Here is a 19,591-nt window from a genome sequence, read left to right on the forward strand (position 1 = left end):
TCCTGAACAACGTCTCACTGCCAGGCGGTTCTTTGGTCAGGAATAATATCTCGCAGATCATCCCGCAGGTATATACTGCCACAAATGCAATCAAAAATAGATAACTATTTAATATAGAATAAATGTAGTCATACTTTAAGGAGCCAAACATCAAATATTGATGTTATTAAACATATCATGAACAAAAAAATCGAAAAGTGTGATAGTAAAACAGCTTTATTAGATCATAAAAAAGATATGGATAAAAGCTGGGAAGACGAGCTTAGTGAATGGATGATTGAGGAGTTATTTACACCATTTCAGGCATCCTAAAGTTCTAATCCGATCCAAGAATCATTGTAAATAAATTCAAATTTACGGGGTGTATATCTTGGAATTAAAAGGAATATGCAGTATCTGCCAGCGATCAGATACCATGTATACTTGCCAATTTTGTGGAAGAATTGTATGCAGTAATTGTTTTAATTCATTAAAAGGAGTCTGCATACAATGCAATCGTGGACGCAGTTTAGGGTCAGTTGATTCTACTTTAAACTATTAAGACCAAATTTATTTATTTTCCATTTCTCCCACACCTTCCTCTATTGTTCTGAAAAATTTTGAAGAAATTGAATCCCCTATAGTCTTTAGCATCAGTTCTTTACTTTCACTATTATTAATCCCTTCGGTAATTGTACCGAACACACCCAGTGGGATCGTTGTAGATGCATAAGAAGTCCCTCCCACAACATTGCCACAATGACCAAAGGCTTTCTTAAATATCTGTTTTAAATTGACCTCAATATTGTTAGAAGCTGCATAAGCATATATTTTCGAAGTATTTACAGCATATACCAAAGAAGTAGATATACCTTCCAGGTCAAGCATATATTTACAGACCTTTTGGAGTGTGCTGGGGTCTTTGATATAGCCGGTGTTTGTCAAGAGATATGTATCTTTGATTGTCCTGTTTGCCAGGGCCTTTTCAAGATCATTGAAGGTTTCTGATTTCACAGGCGGATTTTCCAGTTTATTTAGAAGATCATGGTCCACAAATTCTAGAATACAAAGATAAGCTTCCAATCCATGATGGTTCAAATTATCCAGAAATGTCCTGGTCCTATCCCTAATCGCGAATAACAATAAAGTGCTTACAGTACTATCCAATGGTACCTTAAGACCTTTCATATACTGGACCATGATTGTAGAAGTGGTTTCGACATTTGAGCGGATGTCCTTGTATCGGCTTTTAATATCTTTTGTATTGGCTTTAGAATGAGAGATGATTATGGCCGGGTTTTCTATTAAAGCAGCAAGTCCATTCGGGAGTTCGCTGGGTACTACATCTACCAACGCAAACGTTTCAGAAATTTCATCAGTTATTACATCTGGTAGATATTCTATATCTGCCCCCATAATATTGAGGAGGGCCTTATTATGGACAATTCCAGAATAATAGCATTTTGATTTAATATGGAAATAATCAGCAATCTGTTTTAATGCCAGGGCACTAGCCAGGGAGTCAGGGGTAGGGTCCTTCCTGACAAGTATTGTCAGTTCCCGATTTGAGTTTTTTAATATACTCTTAAACTTCCTGCGTTTTAAGAATCCAAGTTTTTTCACAATTTGTACCTTCAAATTTAGATTGAAATAATAAACTTAATATTTTTCCTTAAACCAATTTCCATATTGGATGACCATCTACAGGTTCTACATCAAGGTCTGCTACACTTTCTGAGATCATAATATCTGACATGGCCGCCAGTGGGAATGTATATTTAGCATATTCAATTGGCCCGTATAGTACGAAATCACCTGCTGCCATTTGCTGAAGACCAGTGGACGCGATATCACATATTTTGTATACGAGTTTATCCTCTTTTCGTTTACTGCGCAACCAGTTCCAGGCAGATGGAGCATTATGGATGCCTGAACCTACAGGAAAACCCCATTTTGCTTTCGCAGCAATGTTCATCCTCAATGCAACACCAGCCCCGTTACCCATGGGAGTTATACCGGGATCTATGAGCTTCTTTGTTATACCGCAATCCTCTGCCATTTCTAATAAACCTCTGGGTAATACTGATGAACCACTCTCCAGCAATTCCATGCGACCGTCAAGGCTAGAATCTATTGCATTAAAGCCAAGAATAATTGCGCTATCAACATCTGATTGACCCAAAGCATTTAACTCCTCGTCGGTAATAGACATATTCATACTGTTATAGATGGTCTTATCAGCTAGACCTACTTCACTAACATAACCAGCTGCTGCCATTCGTACTTTTGAATCTGTGGAATCAATAAGGAAAGGGGCATCTGTTTCCGCACTCACAAAGTCCATATATTTTCTTGCTGCATCTTCTGACTCAGCATAAATATGTACCATGTGGGGATTGCCTGTCTCATCTGCCTGAACCTGCTGGGTGTTGATGAGTTTTTCGGCTTCTTTTTTATCAAAAATACCTTGCGCCGGGTCAGAGACAATGTGATGCTTGTTATAGAATATAGTACCTGCCAATACAGTGGGTAATTCTCCGGGTTGACCCCCGATCTTTATATTGGCAATATTGACAATTTGCTGTTCTTTTTGGAAAACGAACATTAGTATCAATCCTTTTTTTCATCAATTTTCGGCAAATATGATTCCGGACGCTGAGTCCATCATAATCCCCGGGGAAACCATCATATCCCAGCCAGTAATTTCACGCACAATCTTCTGCTTTTTCTTTTTTGTTGATTCGATTGTCATAGGTGGTTCCAGGTATGGATCTCCCATGGAACTGTATTCATTGATTATTGATTGGATTTTTTCAGTATCAACAAGACCGCGATGATCAATAAGTTCGATTTGCTGCCTGAAGCGGTTAATAGCATCAACCGGAATATTTTCTATAAAGGGTATGGCACCACCAGAGCCTATGATCCGGCCGCTTTCATCGATACCATTCTCATGAATAGCTAAAAGTGTATTGCCTGAGAGGTGTCCTCTGGATTCCTGGCCGCATACAAGAATATATCTGATATTGGAATTGGAAATTGTATTGGATATAATCTTTTCAATCCCCAGGTTCTCAGTCTTGCAGCTTCCCATCATACATGCGCCTGGTAAGGGAGCCATGTCGCTGGCAAGAGTCACGACCGATATGTGGGATTCAGGATCAATAACTGTGTAGTCTCCTTTGACAGAAGGCCAGTTTTTTGCGATTAGATCTTCGGGCATTTTTAACCACTTATTAAATCTGGTAATATAATTGATTTATGCTGTGTATGTTAATTATTAATAATGTTTGTTGAATTTGCAAATAATATAAAAAAACTACAATTCTATATAACATAAAGATATAATAACTCCATAGTCATATGACTTTCAATGCGTGAACATGCAGCTTAGTAGAGGAATGGATTAATATTCCTGCCTTTTCCTTACAAGCGCCGAAGCCATCATGATAGCCTTGGTATAATGCCCCCCGACCCTGCTGGTATCCACAAATACTTTTTCCATCAACACAGGCGCCCCATATCCATAACCACCTGCCACTAACACCAGAGTCCTGAATATTAAATTCCCTGACACACCGTCCGGTGCCAGTATGAAATTCGCTTTATTCACAGCATTTTCGATAAGAATTCCGTAATGTTTGACATCATATCCTTCCTCCACTGCTTTTTTTGTTACGTATTCAGCATCATCCAGAGTCTTATCCACATAGGAGTCCCGGCCCCTATCTTCAAATCGCCCCCCGGACAGTACAGCTATCCTGGGTTCCACATCAAATCTGCGGATATGCTCAGAAACACGTCTGATAAATTCCAGTTTATCCTCCTTTGTAGCGCCTTCATCAATTCCCACAGGAGCTAAAAACAGCGGTGTTCCATCTGGTGTTTCCAGCAGCGCCACCCTGAAGAGTTTATTTAGACCAAATGCCTGCTTGAGATAAGAAAGAGTGGAATTTGCAGAAAGGGTTCCCCTGATAGCTCCATCCACATCACCAGAAACCAGCATGTCCACTAAGGTTTTTGCAGGTTTTTTTGAATGGATCACTTCCAATTCCGTACCGATCATATTAATAGCATAGCTATCACCCACAAGCACCACATCTGCAAACTCTCGTCCCTTTACTGCACTGTGCAGAAGTTTTGGCGTCACGCTGTCAATACCAAGCGCGATCCTGGCATGGTTCTCCATAGCTTTTTTATAAATACTCTGGATGATTTTGCTCATTTTTTAACCTTTTTTTCAGATTTTTCATCCCTACTGCACATGGCAGCAGATTCTTCAGCCGGTTTTTCTTCAAATCCAGGGCCTGGCAGGAAATGACCTCTTCCCTTCTTTGCATGGATCCCATCATCAAATATTACTTCTCCCCTGGAAATGGTAATGGCAGGAAATATTGCTTCCATTCCTTCATACGGTGACCATCCCGCTTTGCTGTGCAATTTGTCTATATTAACCTCAGTGACTTTTGTAGTATCCACTAACACGAGATCGGCATCAAATCCTTCCCAGATCGCGCCTTTGTGGTGAGATGACAATCCAAAGATCACAGCAGGATTAGTACACATGACATCAACCATTCTGGACAGGGGCAGTAGGTTGCGCCGAACCGCCAGAAGCATCAGTGGCAGCATGGTCTCAACCCCGGGCACCCCGGCAGGGGCTGACCAGATATCAGTCATTTTTTCAGATTCGGTATGGGGTGCATGATCAGATGCCACAATATCTATGGTGCCGTCGTTCAATCCGTTCCATACATACTGGAGGCTCCTTCGCTTACGAAGTGGTGGATTCATTTTTCCAAATGTACCTAATCTCTCATAATCCTTATTTGACAAAAACATGTGGTGGGGTGCTACTTCTGCTGTTATAGTTCCTTCAGATCCCCCATAGTCTCCATACTTGGCACTTCGGATTATTCCCACTGCTTCCCGGGTACTTATATGACAAAGGTGGGCCTTTGCATCGAAAGCCAGTGCATCTTCCACAGTATTTGCAACTGCAACAGCTTCAGACATGTTGGGCCTGGATTTTGAATAAGCCTCTGGTTCAAGATCGTTTTTACTCAATTGAATATTTGTTTCCAGAATCTCCTGGTCCTCTGCATGTATGCAAGCAAGGGCATCCAGATCCTTTATGATCTTAAGTGCTGCCGTCATCTGGTCTCGATCCACTGTCATTGAACCCGTACTCTCACCCAGGAATATTTCTCCAAATGCGGTAACACCCGACTTCCAGAGCGGTTCAAGGTGATCATAGTTATCGGTAACACCCCCATTTATGCCGAAATCAATGATGGATTTGGAACTTGCCAGATTCAATTTTCCATTAAATGTATCTTTATCAAGGGTAGGTGGTAAAGTATTAGGATGCTCGATGACAGTAGTCACTCCACCTGCTGCTGCTGCACAGGAACCCGTATACCAGTCTTCTTTATGCGTCATACCCGGTTCCCTGAAATGTACGTGCACATCAATTATCCCGGGAAGTATCAGCATGTTTTTGGCATTTATGACCTTATCTGCGCTTTTTTTAGGGATCATCCTGGCTATATCGGATATTTTTCCATTCTTCACAGCCAGTTCTGCTTCATGGATACGTCCCTGGTGAAAGATGCGGGCATTATTGATTATCAGGTCGGGCATGGGTCTAGTATATGCATTGAGATATTATTAAAACAGATGTTAATTTCTAACTATATAGTACTATATAGTCTATCTAGGGAATATTTAGATATTATGTCTATTAATAAAGTTCCTGAAAATAAAAACCAAAGAATTCATATTAAATCATCAATTGAATGTCAAAATGAATCGTTTGGATGGTTTAATGGATATGATACATTATTTTATATGAACAAGTGGTGTTACAATGGTAAATATTGATAAAAAAGATATTGATAATATTATTCAAGAGATAATTAAGGATATTCGGGAAATGGGACTCTGCATCAAGACATCTATAGACAGGTCTGTAACATCTCTTAAGGAACAAAATACCAGTATGGCAGACAAGGTCATAGAAAATAAGAAAAGGATCGATGAACTGGGAGATGTTATTGAGGATAAATGCACCAAAACAATGACAATGAAAGTGTCATCCAGCCAACTTCGAATGTTAAAGGGTGCCTTAAAAATGATTATCGATCTTGGGAACATCCAGGACCTTGCCATTGAGATAGCTTTTATCACAAAAGCGACAGCTAATGCTCCCCATATCAAACCGTTGGTCGATATCCCCAGAATGTCAGACCTCTTACAGGAAATGCTGGATAGCAGTCTTGATGCTTTAGAGAAACAGGATGCTGATCTTGCCAGGATTACTGCTTCCAGGGATGATGAAGTAGATGCCCTTTTTGACCAGATCCGTCGTGAACTAATCACATATATGATCGAGGACCCCCAGAAGATTGCCAACGCATCTCACCTTACCTTTGCTGCACGTTATCTGGAGAGGATGGGGGACCACATAAACAACCTGTGTGAAAGTGTGGTCTATATTGTCACTGGTTTAAAAGAGGATCTAAACTAGGAGGCTGCAAAATGGATATTTTTGACCCAATCATTTTAGCAGTAATAGTTGCCGGCCTGTACATGGCATGGAACATCGGTGCCAATGACCTGGCAAATTCTATGGGCACATCAGTGGGCAGCGGTGCATTATCTATTAAACAGGTTGTAATAATCGCAGGAATTCTTGAAGTTGTAGGCGCGGTCTTTTTTGGTGACCGCGTTACTTCCAGGATTGCCAAAGGGATTGTTCCCATTGAGCAATTAATTACAATTGATCCAAATATCGTTATTATTGGATCGCTGGCAGCCATTCTGGCAGCGGGATTCTGGATCACATTTGCCACCTTTTACCATATGCCGGTCTCAACAACCCATTCCATAGTAGGTGCAGTGACAGGGTTTGGGCTGGCAGCAACCTTCTTTATTGATGATTTTACCATCGCCCATATAAAATGGATGGTACTGGGAAAAATTGTTTTATCCTGGATCACATCACCCTTGATAGGTGCCACTCTGGCATTTATCATATTTACCCTGATACGTTTTCTGTTGCTTGGCAGAGTGGCAGACCCATATAAGCTGGAAAAGAAATTCGGATATCTCCAGATATTTTCAGCCTGTTTCGTGGCTTTTGCCCATGGCTCTAACGATGTGGCAAATGCTGTGGGACCCTTGTCTGCAGCTATGTCTGCAGCAGGACTTACCCCCTATGGTGTACTCCCTCAGTGGGTCTTATTAATAGGTGGTATCGGTATTGTGATAGGGTTGGCAACCTGGGGCTGGAGAGTGATCGAGACTATCGGAAAGGGTATTACAGAATTGACCCCCACCAGGGGTTTCTCGGCCGAATTTTCCACTGCACTGGTCGTGGTCGGCCATTCCTATAGTTCCCTGCCCATATCCACTACCCATACACTTGTGGGTGCTGTAGTTGGTGTGGGACTGGCTGGCGGTCTTGCGGCGGTTGATTTAAGTGTTATCAAAAAAATAATCGTATCATGGGTAATCACAGTTCCCGTGGCTGCCCTTACTTCCGGTGTAATATTTGCTGTACTTATGAAGGTGATCTAAATGCCATTTGAATACATCCGATCTGTCCTTGGGATTTTCGGTGAATCTCCATTTAAACCGGTCCATACCCATGCGGAAAAAAGCGGGGAAGCTGTACATAAACTCAAAGAAGCAGTGGATGCTTATGTTAAAGGGGATTATATCACGGTTCGTACCCTTGATACAGAGATATCTGCTATCGAATATGAAGCAGATGTCATCAAACAGACTATTCGCAAGCTCATACCCAGTTCCATGATGTTGCCTGTGGATCCCAATGACCTGCTCTCGTTCTTGAAACCACAGGATTCCATAGCTGACCATGCCCATCATACTGCCCACTGGCTTACCTTACGGGAGACCGAACTTCCCAGGGAGATCAAACAGGGTCTTTTGGAACTGATGGAAAGAACCCTCAAGACCGTGGATGCCTATGAGAATACGGTGGATGATATCGCCAAACTTCTTGAAACATCGTTTAGCAAGAAGGAAATCAAGCAGATACTGAAGAAGGTTCCATTGGTAGAACAATTGGAACATGAGACCGATATCACCAAGAAACAACTCCAACAAAAGATCTTCGAACATGAGAATGAACTGGGTGGGGTTGGTGTGTTCTATTTGATAAGCCTGCTGCGGGATATTGGAAATATTGCTGATAGTGCCAGTAAGGCAGCAGACCGTTTAAGGACAATGATCCTGAGAAGATGATCTGTAATTAATTGAATAATGGAATATGATAATGGAATTTGAACCTTCTTATCTAAAATTGGTAGAAAGCGGAGAGATCGACGACCGTATCGACATGCTTTATTCGAAACTTGAGCAGTGCAATATCTGTCCCAGAAATTGTGATATAAACAGACTTGAAGGCAATATCGGATATTGCAAAGCCGATGCGAACCTGGTGGTATCATCAGCCCAGCCTCACTTCTGGGAAGAGGCACCCTTAGTTGGTCTGGGCGGTTCAGGCACTGTTTTTTTATCCAACTGCAACCTGCGATGCGTGTACTGCCAGAATTTTGATATCAGCCACAGGGGCAGTGGAAAATGTATGACCGAAGAGCAGCTGGCTGAGAGTATGCTCTGGCTTCAGCGAATTGGATGTCACAATATCAATCTGGTCTCTCCGACCCATTATACTCCCCAACTGGTAAAATCCATTGCTATTGCAGCCCAAAAAGGCCTGAGACTTCCCATTGTTTACAACTGCAGCGGGTATGAAAGCATTGAGACATTGAAGCTGCTTGATGGTATAATTGATATATATATGCCAGATATGAAATACGGGAAAGCAGAAAGTGCAAAACTGTACAGCGATGCCCCTGATTATTTTGAGATCAACAAGATGGCAGTAAAAGAAATGCACAGACAGGTGGGTGATCTGGTTATTGACCATGATATTGCATGGCACGGCCTGTTGATAAGACATCTTTTATTACCCAATGATGCCGCCTGGAGTCTTAATGTACTTGAGTTCATTGCAAATGAAATTTCAAAGAACAGTTATGTTAACATCATGTTTCAGTACCGACCGGTGTACTATGCAAAAGAGTATGAAGAAATAAGCCACGCTCCGTATGTAGAAGAATATTATAATGTACTTGACATGGCACAGGGACTGGGCCTGCACAGGGGATTCCCTATAGAGTAGAGCAAAGGGATTTTACACGATCTGGTTACACCTTTGAGTTACTTGTTCTTATTCCATGTAATTCAAAATGTGGAACAGGTATCAGGGATGGTGAGCTGTATTCCCGGAATGCAGAAGTAATGATGAGGGCGATTGATTCTTCTGGTAACGAGGACCTGCAGCAACACTACAATGTAAAAATAAAAATAAAAATAAAAATTATATATATTTCTCTGCCATTTCACCGATTACGGGCAGGTGATATTCTTCACCTGAATAGGCCTTATACATCAGGAATATCCAGAGTACAAGAGCAATTAGTGGAAATAACAGTCCTGCAATAATTGCAATGATCCATCCGACAATTGGTATAATGGCAATAATGGACAATAGAATGCCAAATGCGATCAAAGCAATGCTTAATATAATCGATTGCATGGCATGGAACATGATAAATTTGCTTTTGCCAGGTTTATCTTTTTCTATAAGATAAATGATAAGACCTGATACAAGACCCAGGACATATGCTACAGCAGCCATCAGATTATCATTATTTTCAGTAGTTACAGTTTCATTCATATTTTCACCCTTCCTAATATCATGACGTATTTATAAAAAAGGTTATTTTTCAAACTATTTATACTTATTCTGATTTTGGGGCATGTGTTAATTTAAAGGACTTTTGTTTGCCAATCCGTCAATGGCATCATATTTTGGCAGTGTTCAAAACATTCATTAACGAATTCAGGTGTTGAAATGACATCAGAGGCAGCAGTTATCCCTATATACTGTGAGCACGGGTCGATCCCGATAAAAAATCCCGGGCTTTCCTTTCCGGACCCCAGCCAGAAGATAAGCAGGATCCTGGTATTGTACGGGCTTTTATCTTTACTGAATCGCACATCACGATAGATACGCATGATCGACCCGCTGCCATAGCTTTGGGTTAAGAGGGTTTCAAATTCTGGGTTGGTACTTTTACTTTTTAAGGTTCTGGGGATGGCTTCGTCTTCTTTTTTTTTAGTGTCACACCATGCTCAGAGAGCACACGTGCGACGCTTCTCGCACTTATTTCATAGCCTTCACCAGTTAGTATCTCTTCTATATCGTACATGTCCTTATCAGGTGTTTTCTCACCTTTTACTTTTAGTATGCTTATAGAAATCACCAATACGTAACACATATTTTGGCACTAATAAAGGTTTCCTATGGATGCTTGATCTGGGGAAATTCATGCCAAATTAAACAATTCGGTAGCAATAGAGTTTATGTTTTGATAGGTTATACATTTATATGCTCGCACGATTACTGACTGATTATTGTAATATTTACATTCCTTTTCCTGGGCCCATCTAATTCTACAAAAAAAACCCGTTGCCAGGTACCCAATTCCAATCTTCCTTCTATAATGGGAATGGTCTCGCTTGAACCCAACATTACTGCTTTTAAGTGTGCATCGGCATTGTTATCAATTCGGTCATGTTTATAACCAGCAGATGGAGGGATTAACTTCCCCAATAAATCTATAATGTCAGTGAGAAGACCGGATTCATTTTCGTTAATAATTATAGTGGAAGTAGTATGACGAGTGCTAACAACACACAATCCATTCTTGATTCCGATTTTTCGAACTTCATCCTTGACATTGTCGGTTATATCTACCAGTTCAATTGGCAAACTAGTATTTATCTTCAAATGAACGCACCCCAATTTAAGAAAAAATTACAGCTATCAAGTATACTGGAGCTTGTATGAAGCCAAATTCAATGTTACCATACTTAAGATCATGCAGGCTGAGATTGAATAAATAAAAGTATCCTTTGAAATAGATGAAAGACTACCTGTTGCAACATAGAGAATTCCACCAGTTAGCGATATTATTATGAATGTTAAGATTGTGGATGCGATAGCCCCACCAATAAGTGACCATGGATACTCGGCCCCTCTTCGTTCTAGAAATACATTACCTAGTATGAATCCTGTAGCAAATATCAATATGATAAAAGGTGCTGGCATTGGAAGACCTTTTTCAAAAAGGTACATAATACCAAGAGCCACAGCAATCATAGTAAAAGACATTCCTACAACAACAGCCATTGTTTGCAGAAAATGTTTATCTAAAGATTTATGAATAATCCATCCCTCCATTTTTCATCTTAATCAGCAATTATATTCAAAGTTGTATTTATTAATTTCTCTAATATAGATTTATTTTAATGGGATCGATTAACCACCCATTTTTTTCATCATCTTCTGCATGTTGAATTTCCCGCCGCGAAGTCCTTTGAATGCCTGCTGCATCATTTTATGCTGTTTTAACAAACTCCTGACATCCTCTTGTGAAGTACCAGAACCCCGGGCGATCCTTTTAATCCGGCTACTGCCTATAACAGTGGGTTCGACCTGTTCTTTTTCAGTCATACTGTCCATGATGACCTTGAACTTGTCCAGGGTACCCTTAGTCGTTTGGAAATCATCATCAGAAAGCTTTGGGATCATGGGCATGTTGGGAAGCATCTGCATGACCTGTTTCAATGGTCCCATCTTGTTCATTGCCTGAATCTGCTTATACATGTCTTTAAGGGTCAATTTGCCTCGCATCATGCTCTCTACATCGAACTCGTCCTCATCCATGGCTTCCTGTGCCTTCTCGACAAGAGTTTTAATGTCACCCATTCCTAACAATCTGGAAATAAAACGGTCTGGTTCGAATTTTTCAAAATCTTCAGGCTTCTCCCCTATACCGATAAATGCTATTGATGAACCGGTCTCTGAAACTGCAGATAGTGCACCGCCGCCTTTTGCAGTGCCGTCCAGTTTACTGATTGTCACACCTGTTATTCCGATTGATCGATTGAACACCTTAGCCTGCTCGCTTGCCTGCTGGCCTATGGCCGCATCTATCACCAGTAATTTGTGATCTGGTTTTGCGAAAGAATGGATATCTTCCATTTCCTTGATCAGGTCTTTTTCAAGAGCATGCCGCCCGGCAGTATCGATTATTAATACTTCATGTTTACTCAATGCTTCCATGCCTTTTTTGACAATTTCCACAGCATCCTTATTATCCCTCTCTCCATAGAAAGGAATATTTAATCGACTGCACAGCGTGCTCAACTGCTCGAATGCTCCGGGCCGATATGTATCAGCGCAAATAACTGCAGGTTTCATTCCTTTTCGCTGGAAGAACCTGGCTAGTTTTGCTGTGGTTGTGGTCTTACCGCTGCCCTGAAGCCCCACCATCATGATCTTTTGTGGGCTTAATTTAATATCAGTACCATGGCCCATTATTTCGATAAGCTCATGATAGACAATATTTATCACGTGTTCCCTGGGGCTCATACCAGCGGTGACATCTTCTTTCAAGGAGCGTTCTTTTATCTTTTTAGAAAGCTCCATTACCAATTTTACATTAACATCTGCTTGCAGAAGGGCACGTTGGATCTCTTTTACAGCATCATTTACCACCTTTTCATTAATCCTGCCAGCACCTGCAATCTTCTTTAATGCGTCCTGCAATGAACTGCCAAGTTTATCCATTACCATATTGATCGTCCTGTTGTAACAATAAAAAGTCTAATAATAAAAGAATGTAAGAAGGTATGAATATACCTTCCTATGCAACTATTAATTTACTAATATTTGTCATCAGATTATGAAGACAAAGGTTATCCAGGCCACCAATGAAAGGATAACAGAATGTTTAAGTCCTGCAACCATGTTTCCTTCACCCATTTGACCTGCAACCAGTCCAGAAGCAAAACCCTGTATCAACCCGGCATGGAAGAATAATCTATTAAATTCTTCTGGATCAAATCTCTGAATAAATTGTGCTGCTTGCGGGCCCGATGCTCCGGCTTGATTTGCTGCGTCAGCCATTACTGGTATGAATGAGTATGTAAGAATTCCGATAACGAAGAGGAAAACAAAAAATGACATATATACAATAACCACATACACGATCATGCTACTGAATCTCTCTCTCTCCATCATTTTAATGGTATATGCATCTTTGGCAGCTACCTCCAATACATCCGGTACATTGCCACCTGCCTTACCTGCCTGATTAATTAAGGCCACTGATCGGAAAATTAGTGAGGTTGAGACCCTTTCTGCAAACCTATTTAGAGATTCTTCAAACGATATACCCCATGACAACGAAGCATCAATTAATTTGATCTCTTCACTCAGGTCGCCGTACTCACCTTTAGCAACCGTATTAACTGCTCGTGTCAGGGTCATACCTGAACGATTCATCTCAGAAATATCTCTTAAGAAATTCGGGAAATATTCTTCAATTTTTTTAATTTTTCGGATGTGTACAATTTGAAGATAACCTGGAGGGACTATAATTATCAATACAGTAAAATAAACCACATGATCAAAAGCAGGGGTCAATCCAGTTTTCCAACCGGCAATGATTAAGAAGATTAATGCAATAGGAATTGCAAAAACCAATGCATATATAGGTTCTTTCTTCATTTTTTCCTGTGGTGATTTCAAGAAATAACGAAGCTTCATCCATTTTCTGGACTCTTCCATTTGCAATTGAACTTGATCTTTTTCCAGTTCTTCAAGATTTTTTTCATTAATCTCAGGAATTGTATCTAAGGAAGTGGGACCTTCGTTATTCAAAAATCACACCTCAGGTGTTATTGCATTTACGAGAATTACAAAAATAAGACTTCCAACCGGGATCACAAGATAGATCAACAAATATATTAAAATCATTTGCATTCCGCCCATGGTTGCCATTACTGCCATCATGACAATCAAAAAAAGCGGGCCAGCAACAAAAGCAGTAACATAAGTCTCAGCTATCACACCAAGTGTTTCAAGAAACTCGTTTTGTTCTCGCTTGCTTTCAGTTACGAATTGTTCGGCTTTTAATTTAAAATATCTTTCTAAATCTCCACCAGAGGCTACAATCGTTATCGATCCTTGAAGAAATTCCTGAAACCTATAGGACGGGGTAGTTGCTGCCACATTTTTCATGGCAGAAACCAGATCATGACCAAGTATCTTAACATTCCGAACCACATATGCAGCTTCAACCGCAGCCTCACCATATATTTTATTCTTGGCAAGACTTGAATAAATATCAACAGGAACAACACCTGCCCCTGACATAGCTGACATATAATGGACAGCATAAGGAAGCATAACATTTATTTTGTTTTTCCTACCGCTATTTATGATCCTGGGTATATTCAGGAATCCAAGATAGGTTCCTCCGCCAAAAATTAGAATAACAATTGTTACACTAATGATTTTTAATGCCAGGTTCTTATATTCATGGAATCCTGCAATAATAACTGTGAATATGGACCGTGATAATGTTATATCAGGAGTCCCGAAAGCTGAAATGATTATAACAGCAAATAACAATCCAATAATGGCCATTATTATCGAACATAAAACTGCTAATGACAGATACATATCATAACTGATATTAAGTCGTGTTTTCAGAAGTTCCTGCCGCAGGCTAAAATATTTGGTACGTCTCTTTTTAAAGTAACCGCCAAATAATTGGAAGGCATAACTCGTAATAAAATTAACTGCCATACAATTCTTGCCTCACAATTTTCATCAGTGTATCAGGTTCGCGATAATAGGTAACAACGATCTTGGCGACATCCTCATAGTGCTTTACATTTTTCATACGTGCCCATTCAAGGATTTCCTGCCTTCGTTTTAATTCGTCCTTAAGATATGCTTCATCCCATCCTCGGTTGTGCATAATAGTTTCGAGTACGTATGATCGGCCTGAATAATTGTATTCGTCTTTTGATGCCACCCAGGTAAACACTTCGTTTGTTAATAATTCCCCTGTCCTTGGATCAACACCAACGATCTCAGTTATTGATTTTGCACGTCTTACTCGTTCTTCACCGATCCTTACCTGCACCTGGACAATTACAATATCAAGGGCCTGAAGCATGATCCTGGGAACATTGATGGGTGGATTTTCAAGTCGATGAACAACTGAGGTTACAGAATCCGCATGCATAGTTGAGAATGTGGTATGGCCGGTACTCATGGCCTGGAACAGTACATAAGCTTCAGCTCCTCGTACTTCACCAACTACAAGGTATTCAGGACGTTGTCTCAAAGCTGCCCTTAACAGATCATACATATCAATACCCCCCGTTTCTCCTCCTGTAAAGGTCTCACGGGTCACACCGGCAATCCAGTTGGGGTGTGGAATATTTAATTCCCTGGTATCTTCTATTGAAACGATTTTGGTTTCAGGGGGAATAAATAGTGCAATAGCATTCATTGTTGTTGTTTTTCCAGAGGCAGTGCCGCCAGCGAAAATTATATTTCTGTTATTCTCGGCTGCGAGCCATAGATATGCCACTGTGGCTGTGGAATATGTATGAAAATCAATAAGATCTGGTGGTGTAAGCGGACTTTCCTTGAATTTTCTTATCGTGTAGGAACTTCCTCGTGTGGTAACTTCTCTACCCAACGTCATCTGTATCCTTGAACCATCTGGCATTGTGGCATCCAGCAGGGGATCTGCTATAGAGATGTGCCTACCGCATATCTGTGCAATTCTCACCACAAAAGCATCGAGTTCAATTTCATCCTCAAAAATGACGTCTGTTTCTATTGATTCGTATTTTCTGTGATATACAAATATTGGCGTAAATGGACCATCACAGGAAATATCTTCAAGATACGGATCATGCATCAATGGATCTATCTTTCCATACCCCATGAACTCGGAATAAACATGATACATTATTTTTGTGAATGAAAGCGTATCCAGTTCAATCTGATAATCCCACAAAATATCATTCGCTTTATCTTTCAGATATTTCTTTGCACCTTGGTCTTCTAACTCTTTGAGATTCACATCCAGGGTTTCTGAAAGTCTCATCTTCAATTCATTGAAAAGTTCCATTTCTCCAGTGGACAGTTCCGGTTCCAGGGCCTGATAAAGATACGTATGTGTTGTAGGGTTATATGAGACCCTGATATAAGCATACGGTTCATTGACTGGATAGAGTTTAACTTCATCATTGGAAGCGTCTTCACTCATAGTAAGATCAACCAGAGGACCATGCTTTTCAGGATTATAGTCTTCAAGAATAATCTTCTTTCTCTCAAATCGCCTGACAATACGCTGAATTAACGTTGGTTTCAGAGGTAATTTTATTATTTCGGGTTGGACCGGTTCCTCTTCTTCTATCTGTGTGATCTCTTTTAGGGTCTTCTCCCAGACCGATTCAACAGTTTCAGGAAGTACTACTCTTCTGTGCTCGATCACACTACTATCGCCAACACGGGATTTTAAATTATCGGAATCTATTTTTTCCCCGTCAGGGATAATAAAATCTGATAATAATCTATCATTCTCCTTTAATTCATGTTCCATAACTTTGATTTTTACATCTTCAGAATCTGTTGAATTATTTAATATTGGTCTGGAGTCATCCATAAAGGGTGTATTTTCAAAGGGTTTCAATTTTTCTTTCAAATCGTTCTTATTTTCACCCTCATTATTTTCATACATAATTCATCCGTCCAATTAAAACTATTAAATTATTTTAAGGTTGCTCTTTGATATTCATTATAATAATTTGAACTTTATGCGATGACGGTCCTATGTCTTTTACGACACCTCTTATAGGAATATAGAAACCTCTTTCTCTAAGGGCTTTTATGTCCCTTTTGATTGTGCTATAACTACTCTTCAGAAGTTTTACAAGATCTTTAATCGTAAGTAAGGCATTCTGCTCCCTTGCTTCTTGTGTTATTCTTAAAAGAATATGTTGCCTGTAAGCTGATATGCCATATTTCTCATATACTTCCATATCTTCGGGAACATCCAATGTTAGGATAACTTCTTTATGCTTCGCGTCGAGAATTGTCTTCTCTGGCCCCTCTTCTTCTGAGATCGCAAGATAAAGTATCTGACCATCACGAATATTAGAGTTACTATTCTGGAAAAAATCGTTGCACAATTCAAGGATTGCATCTGCAGTAATCGGTGCAAAATTGAATCCATTCATTAAACGAAGGCGAAACATTTGCTCCTTCGTCATTCCATTCTTTAATATGTATACATCTTTCATATTGACCACTACAATTACATTTTATTTATAGGGTCATATGAACCAAACAGACTTTCTGGGTTTCATAGGCTTTTGAAATCTTGTAGTATGTAAAAACCCTGAAACTCGGCAGTGTCCTAATTTAGAATACTTAATTGAAAATTAAAAAATTGCTCCCAATTCCATTGATGATCCGCCAAACCTTCCAACATTGCAGGAGTATCAGTTTTTGTCAACTTATCCATAAAGTTCCAATAAAAATGAAACAATTCGAAAGAATTTATGAGTTTTGGCTTCTTTTTCGAAAAGCATTTTGTTTCTCTAACTAATCTGCCCTGCCTTTCACGACAAATACTATTCATATTTTCGATATCTGTCGTCTCGATTTCATCTATCTTAAGAGTTCCATAAATGACTTTTTTGATTTTATCAACAACTCTTCCTCCCTCCCTTATTTTGATAACTTGTCCATAGTCAACACATGTCTCTGCATAATACTCAGGAATAGTATTTGTATAGTCATCATGTCCATCAGAAAATATTTCAATTTTCTTATCTGGAAAAGGTAATTGTACCCTATCAAAAACTTTTTCAAATAATTTTTCACATGTTTTTTTTGTTCGTTTCCCAATCTCATAAGCAACGATGAGATATGACCCTCTCGTCATGAAAGTGAATATCCATGCATCACCTTCGATATCTGAATTAGGGCTTCCGGGCTCAACGTTTTTTTGTTTTTTTTTACGAATGTCCACATTTCGTCAACCTCAAATTGTCCAAGTTTTACATCATGAAGAAGAATAGAATTTACTAGTTCAGCATGCAAGGCAAGATCTTCAATTAGATTTCCTATTGTATCCCTATGGTGGCCTGTTATTCGTTCAATCGATCTGATGCCATTTTTCTCTACAAGGTGTTTGCAGATGTTGATTATCTCGGGTTTCGAAAGATGTTTATGATATAATGGAGTTCCCTTAGTCTCCATGAAAAAGGTCTTGCAGTGATGACAATAATATCTTTGATGACCTGTGCTGTACTTACCACGTTTGATTATATCTTTACCTTCTTCTTTTAGATAATACGTGCATTTCTCATTCTGGCATATTACTTTGATTTCTCCACGGGGTCGAGCCATATTTATCACAAATATAGTATATGATTTTATATTATATTAAGTATCGTAATTAAGGACACTACCTGAAACTCAGGGTATAACAGATCATATTTGGTCGTAGAAGGAATTATTGATGCTTAAAGCAGGGGGTATCAATTATATATTAGGACATTACCGATTATTTAGTGAACACAATATTTTTCACATCATGCAAAACAATATGGCATTTTTTGCATTCAGGATATAAATCATGGATTAACTTTTGATGCGGCAACCCATGGCAGGATTCGCATGTGGGTAAGTAACCATGTTTTGGATGGCAGTAAATACAATTCAGATCGTCATGTTTCGTATTGCTTGAACGTAACTCGGAATCAATAGCTTCATGACAAATTGCACAATCATTTCTTGTAATACTTGAGGGGATATTGATAACAGCCGGATCATGAGCAGGATGACATCCAAGACATTCGCTATTTGTCATATCTGAAGCATGAGGGATATGACAATCCATGCATTCGGGGATCTGCTCATGGACGGGGTGACATTCTGAGCAACCTAAGGCTGTATGTTTTGTGTTCCCCTGCTCCAGTACATCACTCACCACTTCATGACAGACAGCACAGTTTTCACCGGCAATACTTTCAGGGTAATCGATTTCCTGGGGCATATGTGCCGGATGGCAGTTCAGGCATTCACTATATGCCATCCCCCTGGCGTGCGGCGCATGACAGTTGGTGCATACCTCGATCTGTCCATGGGTCTGGTGACAGTAATTACATCTCAGATCAGCATGTCTACCCGGATTATCAAAGAACTCCTCAATTTGCCCGGGATGACAGAGGGAACAGGAGCTTTCTAAGTCTAGGCTTATTGTGATACTCATAGGAGCATGTTTATCATGACATTCCCTGCAATCTTGAAGCTGTGTGCCGTGGACAAGTTCATGGCAATCAGTACATTTTGGCTTTAGACCGTGCCGGATATGACAGAGGGTACAACCTTTATCGTGTCCCCTGCCTTCCTGTGATATGGAAGTGAACGCCTTGATATGGCATTCTCCACAGGTTTCATCGGAAACACTCAAATACTCAATAATCGGAGCGGCTGCCGCCGGAGGTGTTGCTTCTATTGGCATTAGTTCGGGTTCCTGGGGTGTGGATAAACACCCGGACCCGATAATAATGAACAGTACAATGGCTACTCCAAACAATGCCTTCTTCATCATAATCATTGTATTAC

The 19,591-nt window shown here is 40.0% G+C and carries 22 protein-coding genes; 4 read left to right on the plus strand and 18 right to left on the minus strand.

The features are described 5' to 3' along the window. Positions 1 to 549: 549 nt before the first annotated feature. The 5 genes from IBX40_00005 to IBX40_00025 all read right to left on the minus strand — a co-directional run bounded on the left by IBX40_00005 (position 550) and on the right by IBX40_00025 (position 5,622). Entirely contained in the window at positions 550 to 1,602 is a 1,053-nt protein-coding gene (locus IBX40_00005; protein ID MBE0522713.1) for a hypothetical protein, read from the minus strand. A 49-nt stretch (positions 1,603 to 1,651) separates the two neighbouring features. Then, entirely contained in the window at positions 1,652 to 2,584 is a 933-nt protein-coding gene (gene mtrH / locus IBX40_00010) for a tetrahydromethanopterin S-methyltransferase subunit H (GenBank protein MBE0522714.1), read from the minus strand. A 21-nt stretch (positions 2,585 to 2,605) separates the two neighbouring features. Then, a complete protein-coding gene (locus IBX40_00015) occupies positions 2,606 to 3,202 on the minus strand; it encodes a tetrahydromethanopterin S-methyltransferase subunit A (protein ID MBE0522715.1) in 597 nt (198 codons plus the stop codon). Between the two features lie 183 nt (positions 3,203 to 3,385). Then, positions 3,386 to 4,204, minus strand: coding sequence for a methanogenesis marker protein Mmp4/MtxX (gene mtxX, locus IBX40_00020; GenBank protein ID MBE0522716.1), 819 nt, complete (start codon positions 4,202 to 4,204; stop codon positions 3,386 to 3,388). Beyond that, positions 4,201 to 5,622 carry a dihydroorotase gene (locus IBX40_00025; protein MBE0522717.1) on the minus strand — a complete coding sequence of 474 codons (1,422 nt, stop codon included), beginning with the start codon at positions 5,620 to 5,622 and terminating at the stop codon, positions 4,201 to 4,203. Before IBX40_00025 ends, mtxX begins: the two co-directional genes overlap by 4 nt. 226 nt (positions 5,623 to 5,848) lie before the next feature. On the opposite strand from IBX40_00025, the gene phoU reads away from it, so the two are divergent. Genes phoU through IBX40_00045 form a run of 4 tightly spaced genes read left to right on the plus strand, consistent with a single transcriptional unit; the run spans position 5,849 to position 9,193 of the window. Then, a complete protein-coding gene (gene phoU, locus IBX40_00030; protein ID MBE0522718.1) occupies positions 5,849 to 6,508 on the plus strand; it encodes a phosphate signaling complex protein PhoU in 660 nt (219 codons plus the stop codon). A gap of 11 nt (positions 6,509 to 6,519) precedes the next feature. Further along, a complete protein-coding gene (locus IBX40_00035; GenBank protein ID MBE0522719.1) occupies positions 6,520 to 7,560 on the plus strand; it encodes an inorganic phosphate transporter in 1,041 nt (346 codons plus the stop codon). Continuing rightward, entirely contained in the window at positions 7,561 to 8,250 is a 690-nt protein-coding gene (locus IBX40_00040; GenBank protein ID MBE0522720.1) for a TIGR00153 family protein, read from the plus strand. Positions 8,251 to 8,275: 25 nt separating this feature from the next. Continuing rightward, positions 8,276 to 9,193: a radical SAM protein gene (locus tag IBX40_00045; protein MBE0522721.1), complete on the plus strand. Its 918-nt coding sequence runs from the start codon at positions 8,276 to 8,278 to the stop codon at positions 9,191 to 9,193. Positions 9,194 to 9,391: 198 nt separating this feature from the next. On the opposite strand, the gene IBX40_00050 is transcribed toward IBX40_00045, so the two are convergent. The 13 genes from IBX40_00050 to IBX40_00110 all read right to left on the minus strand — a co-directional run bounded on the left by IBX40_00050 (position 9,392) and on the right by IBX40_00110 (position 19,583). After that, positions 9,392 to 9,751, minus strand: a complete 360-nt coding sequence (locus tag IBX40_00050; protein ID MBE0522722.1) for a DUF4870 domain-containing protein — start codon at positions 9,749 to 9,751, stop codon at positions 9,392 to 9,394. Between the two features lie 92 nt (positions 9,752 to 9,843). After that, positions 9,844 to 10,173, minus strand: coding sequence for a DUF2461 family protein (locus IBX40_00055; GenBank protein MBE0522723.1), 330 nt, complete (start codon positions 10,171 to 10,173; stop codon positions 9,844 to 9,846). Further along, on the minus strand, positions 10,158 to 10,355 hold the full coding sequence (locus tag IBX40_00060) for a hypothetical protein (GenBank protein MBE0522724.1): 198 nt from the start codon (positions 10,353 to 10,355) through the stop codon (positions 10,158 to 10,160). The genes IBX40_00055 and IBX40_00060 overlap by 16 nt, the downstream gene beginning before the upstream one ends. 122 nt (positions 10,356 to 10,477) lie before the next feature. Beyond that, entirely contained in the window at positions 10,478 to 10,867 is a 390-nt protein-coding gene (locus tag IBX40_00065) for a YjbQ family protein (protein MBE0522725.1), read from the minus strand. A gap of 36 nt (positions 10,868 to 10,903) precedes the next feature. Then, entirely contained in the window at positions 10,904 to 11,269 is a 366-nt protein-coding gene (locus IBX40_00070; GenBank protein MBE0522726.1) for a heat-shock protein, read from the minus strand. 129 nt (positions 11,270 to 11,398) lie between these two features. Next, a complete protein-coding gene (gene ffh / locus IBX40_00075) occupies positions 11,399 to 12,718 on the minus strand; it encodes a signal recognition particle protein (GenBank protein MBE0522727.1) in 1,320 nt (439 codons plus the stop codon). Between the two features lie 102 nt (positions 12,719 to 12,820). Continuing rightward, on the minus strand, positions 12,821 to 13,714 hold the full coding sequence (locus tag IBX40_00080) for a type II secretion system F family protein (protein MBE0522728.1): 894 nt from the start codon (positions 13,712 to 13,714) through the stop codon (positions 12,821 to 12,823). A gap of 96 nt (positions 13,715 to 13,810) precedes the next feature. After that, a complete protein-coding gene (locus IBX40_00085; GenBank protein MBE0522729.1) occupies positions 13,811 to 14,737 on the minus strand; it encodes a type II secretion system F family protein in 927 nt (308 codons plus the stop codon). Further along, positions 14,727 to 16,619 (minus strand): Flp pilus assembly complex ATPase component TadA, encoded by a 1,893-nt coding sequence (gene tadA, locus IBX40_00090; GenBank protein ID MBE0522730.1) that lies wholly within the window; start codon positions 16,617 to 16,619, stop codon positions 14,727 to 14,729. The genes IBX40_00085 and tadA overlap by 11 nt, the downstream gene beginning before the upstream one ends. Before the next feature lie 109 nt (positions 16,620 to 16,728). Beyond that, positions 16,729 to 17,256 carry a DUF1670 domain-containing protein gene (locus IBX40_00095; GenBank protein MBE0522731.1) on the minus strand — a complete coding sequence of 176 codons (528 nt, stop codon included), beginning with the start codon at positions 17,254 to 17,256 and terminating at the stop codon, positions 16,729 to 16,731. Positions 17,257 to 17,372: 116 nt separating this feature from the next. Beyond that, entirely contained in the window at positions 17,373 to 17,990 is a 618-nt protein-coding gene (locus IBX40_00100) for an IS1 family transposase (protein ID MBE0522732.1), read from the minus strand. Further along, positions 17,900 to 18,370: an IS1 family transposase gene (locus IBX40_00105; GenBank protein MBE0522733.1), complete on the minus strand. Its 471-nt coding sequence runs from the start codon at positions 18,368 to 18,370 to the stop codon at positions 17,900 to 17,902. Before IBX40_00105 ends, IBX40_00100 begins: the two co-directional genes overlap by 91 nt. Before the next feature lie 157 nt (positions 18,371 to 18,527). Beyond that, positions 18,528 to 19,583 carry a hypothetical protein gene (locus IBX40_00110; GenBank protein ID MBE0522734.1) on the minus strand — a complete coding sequence of 352 codons (1,056 nt, stop codon included), beginning with the start codon at positions 19,581 to 19,583 and terminating at the stop codon, positions 18,528 to 18,530. Positions 19,584 to 19,591 lie beyond the last annotated feature (8 nt).

It is taken from the genome of Methanosarcinales archaeon (assembly GCA_014859725.1).
In the GTDB taxonomy this organism is placed as follows: domain Archaea; phylum Halobacteriota; class Methanosarcinia; order Methanosarcinales; family Methanocomedenaceae; genus Kmv04.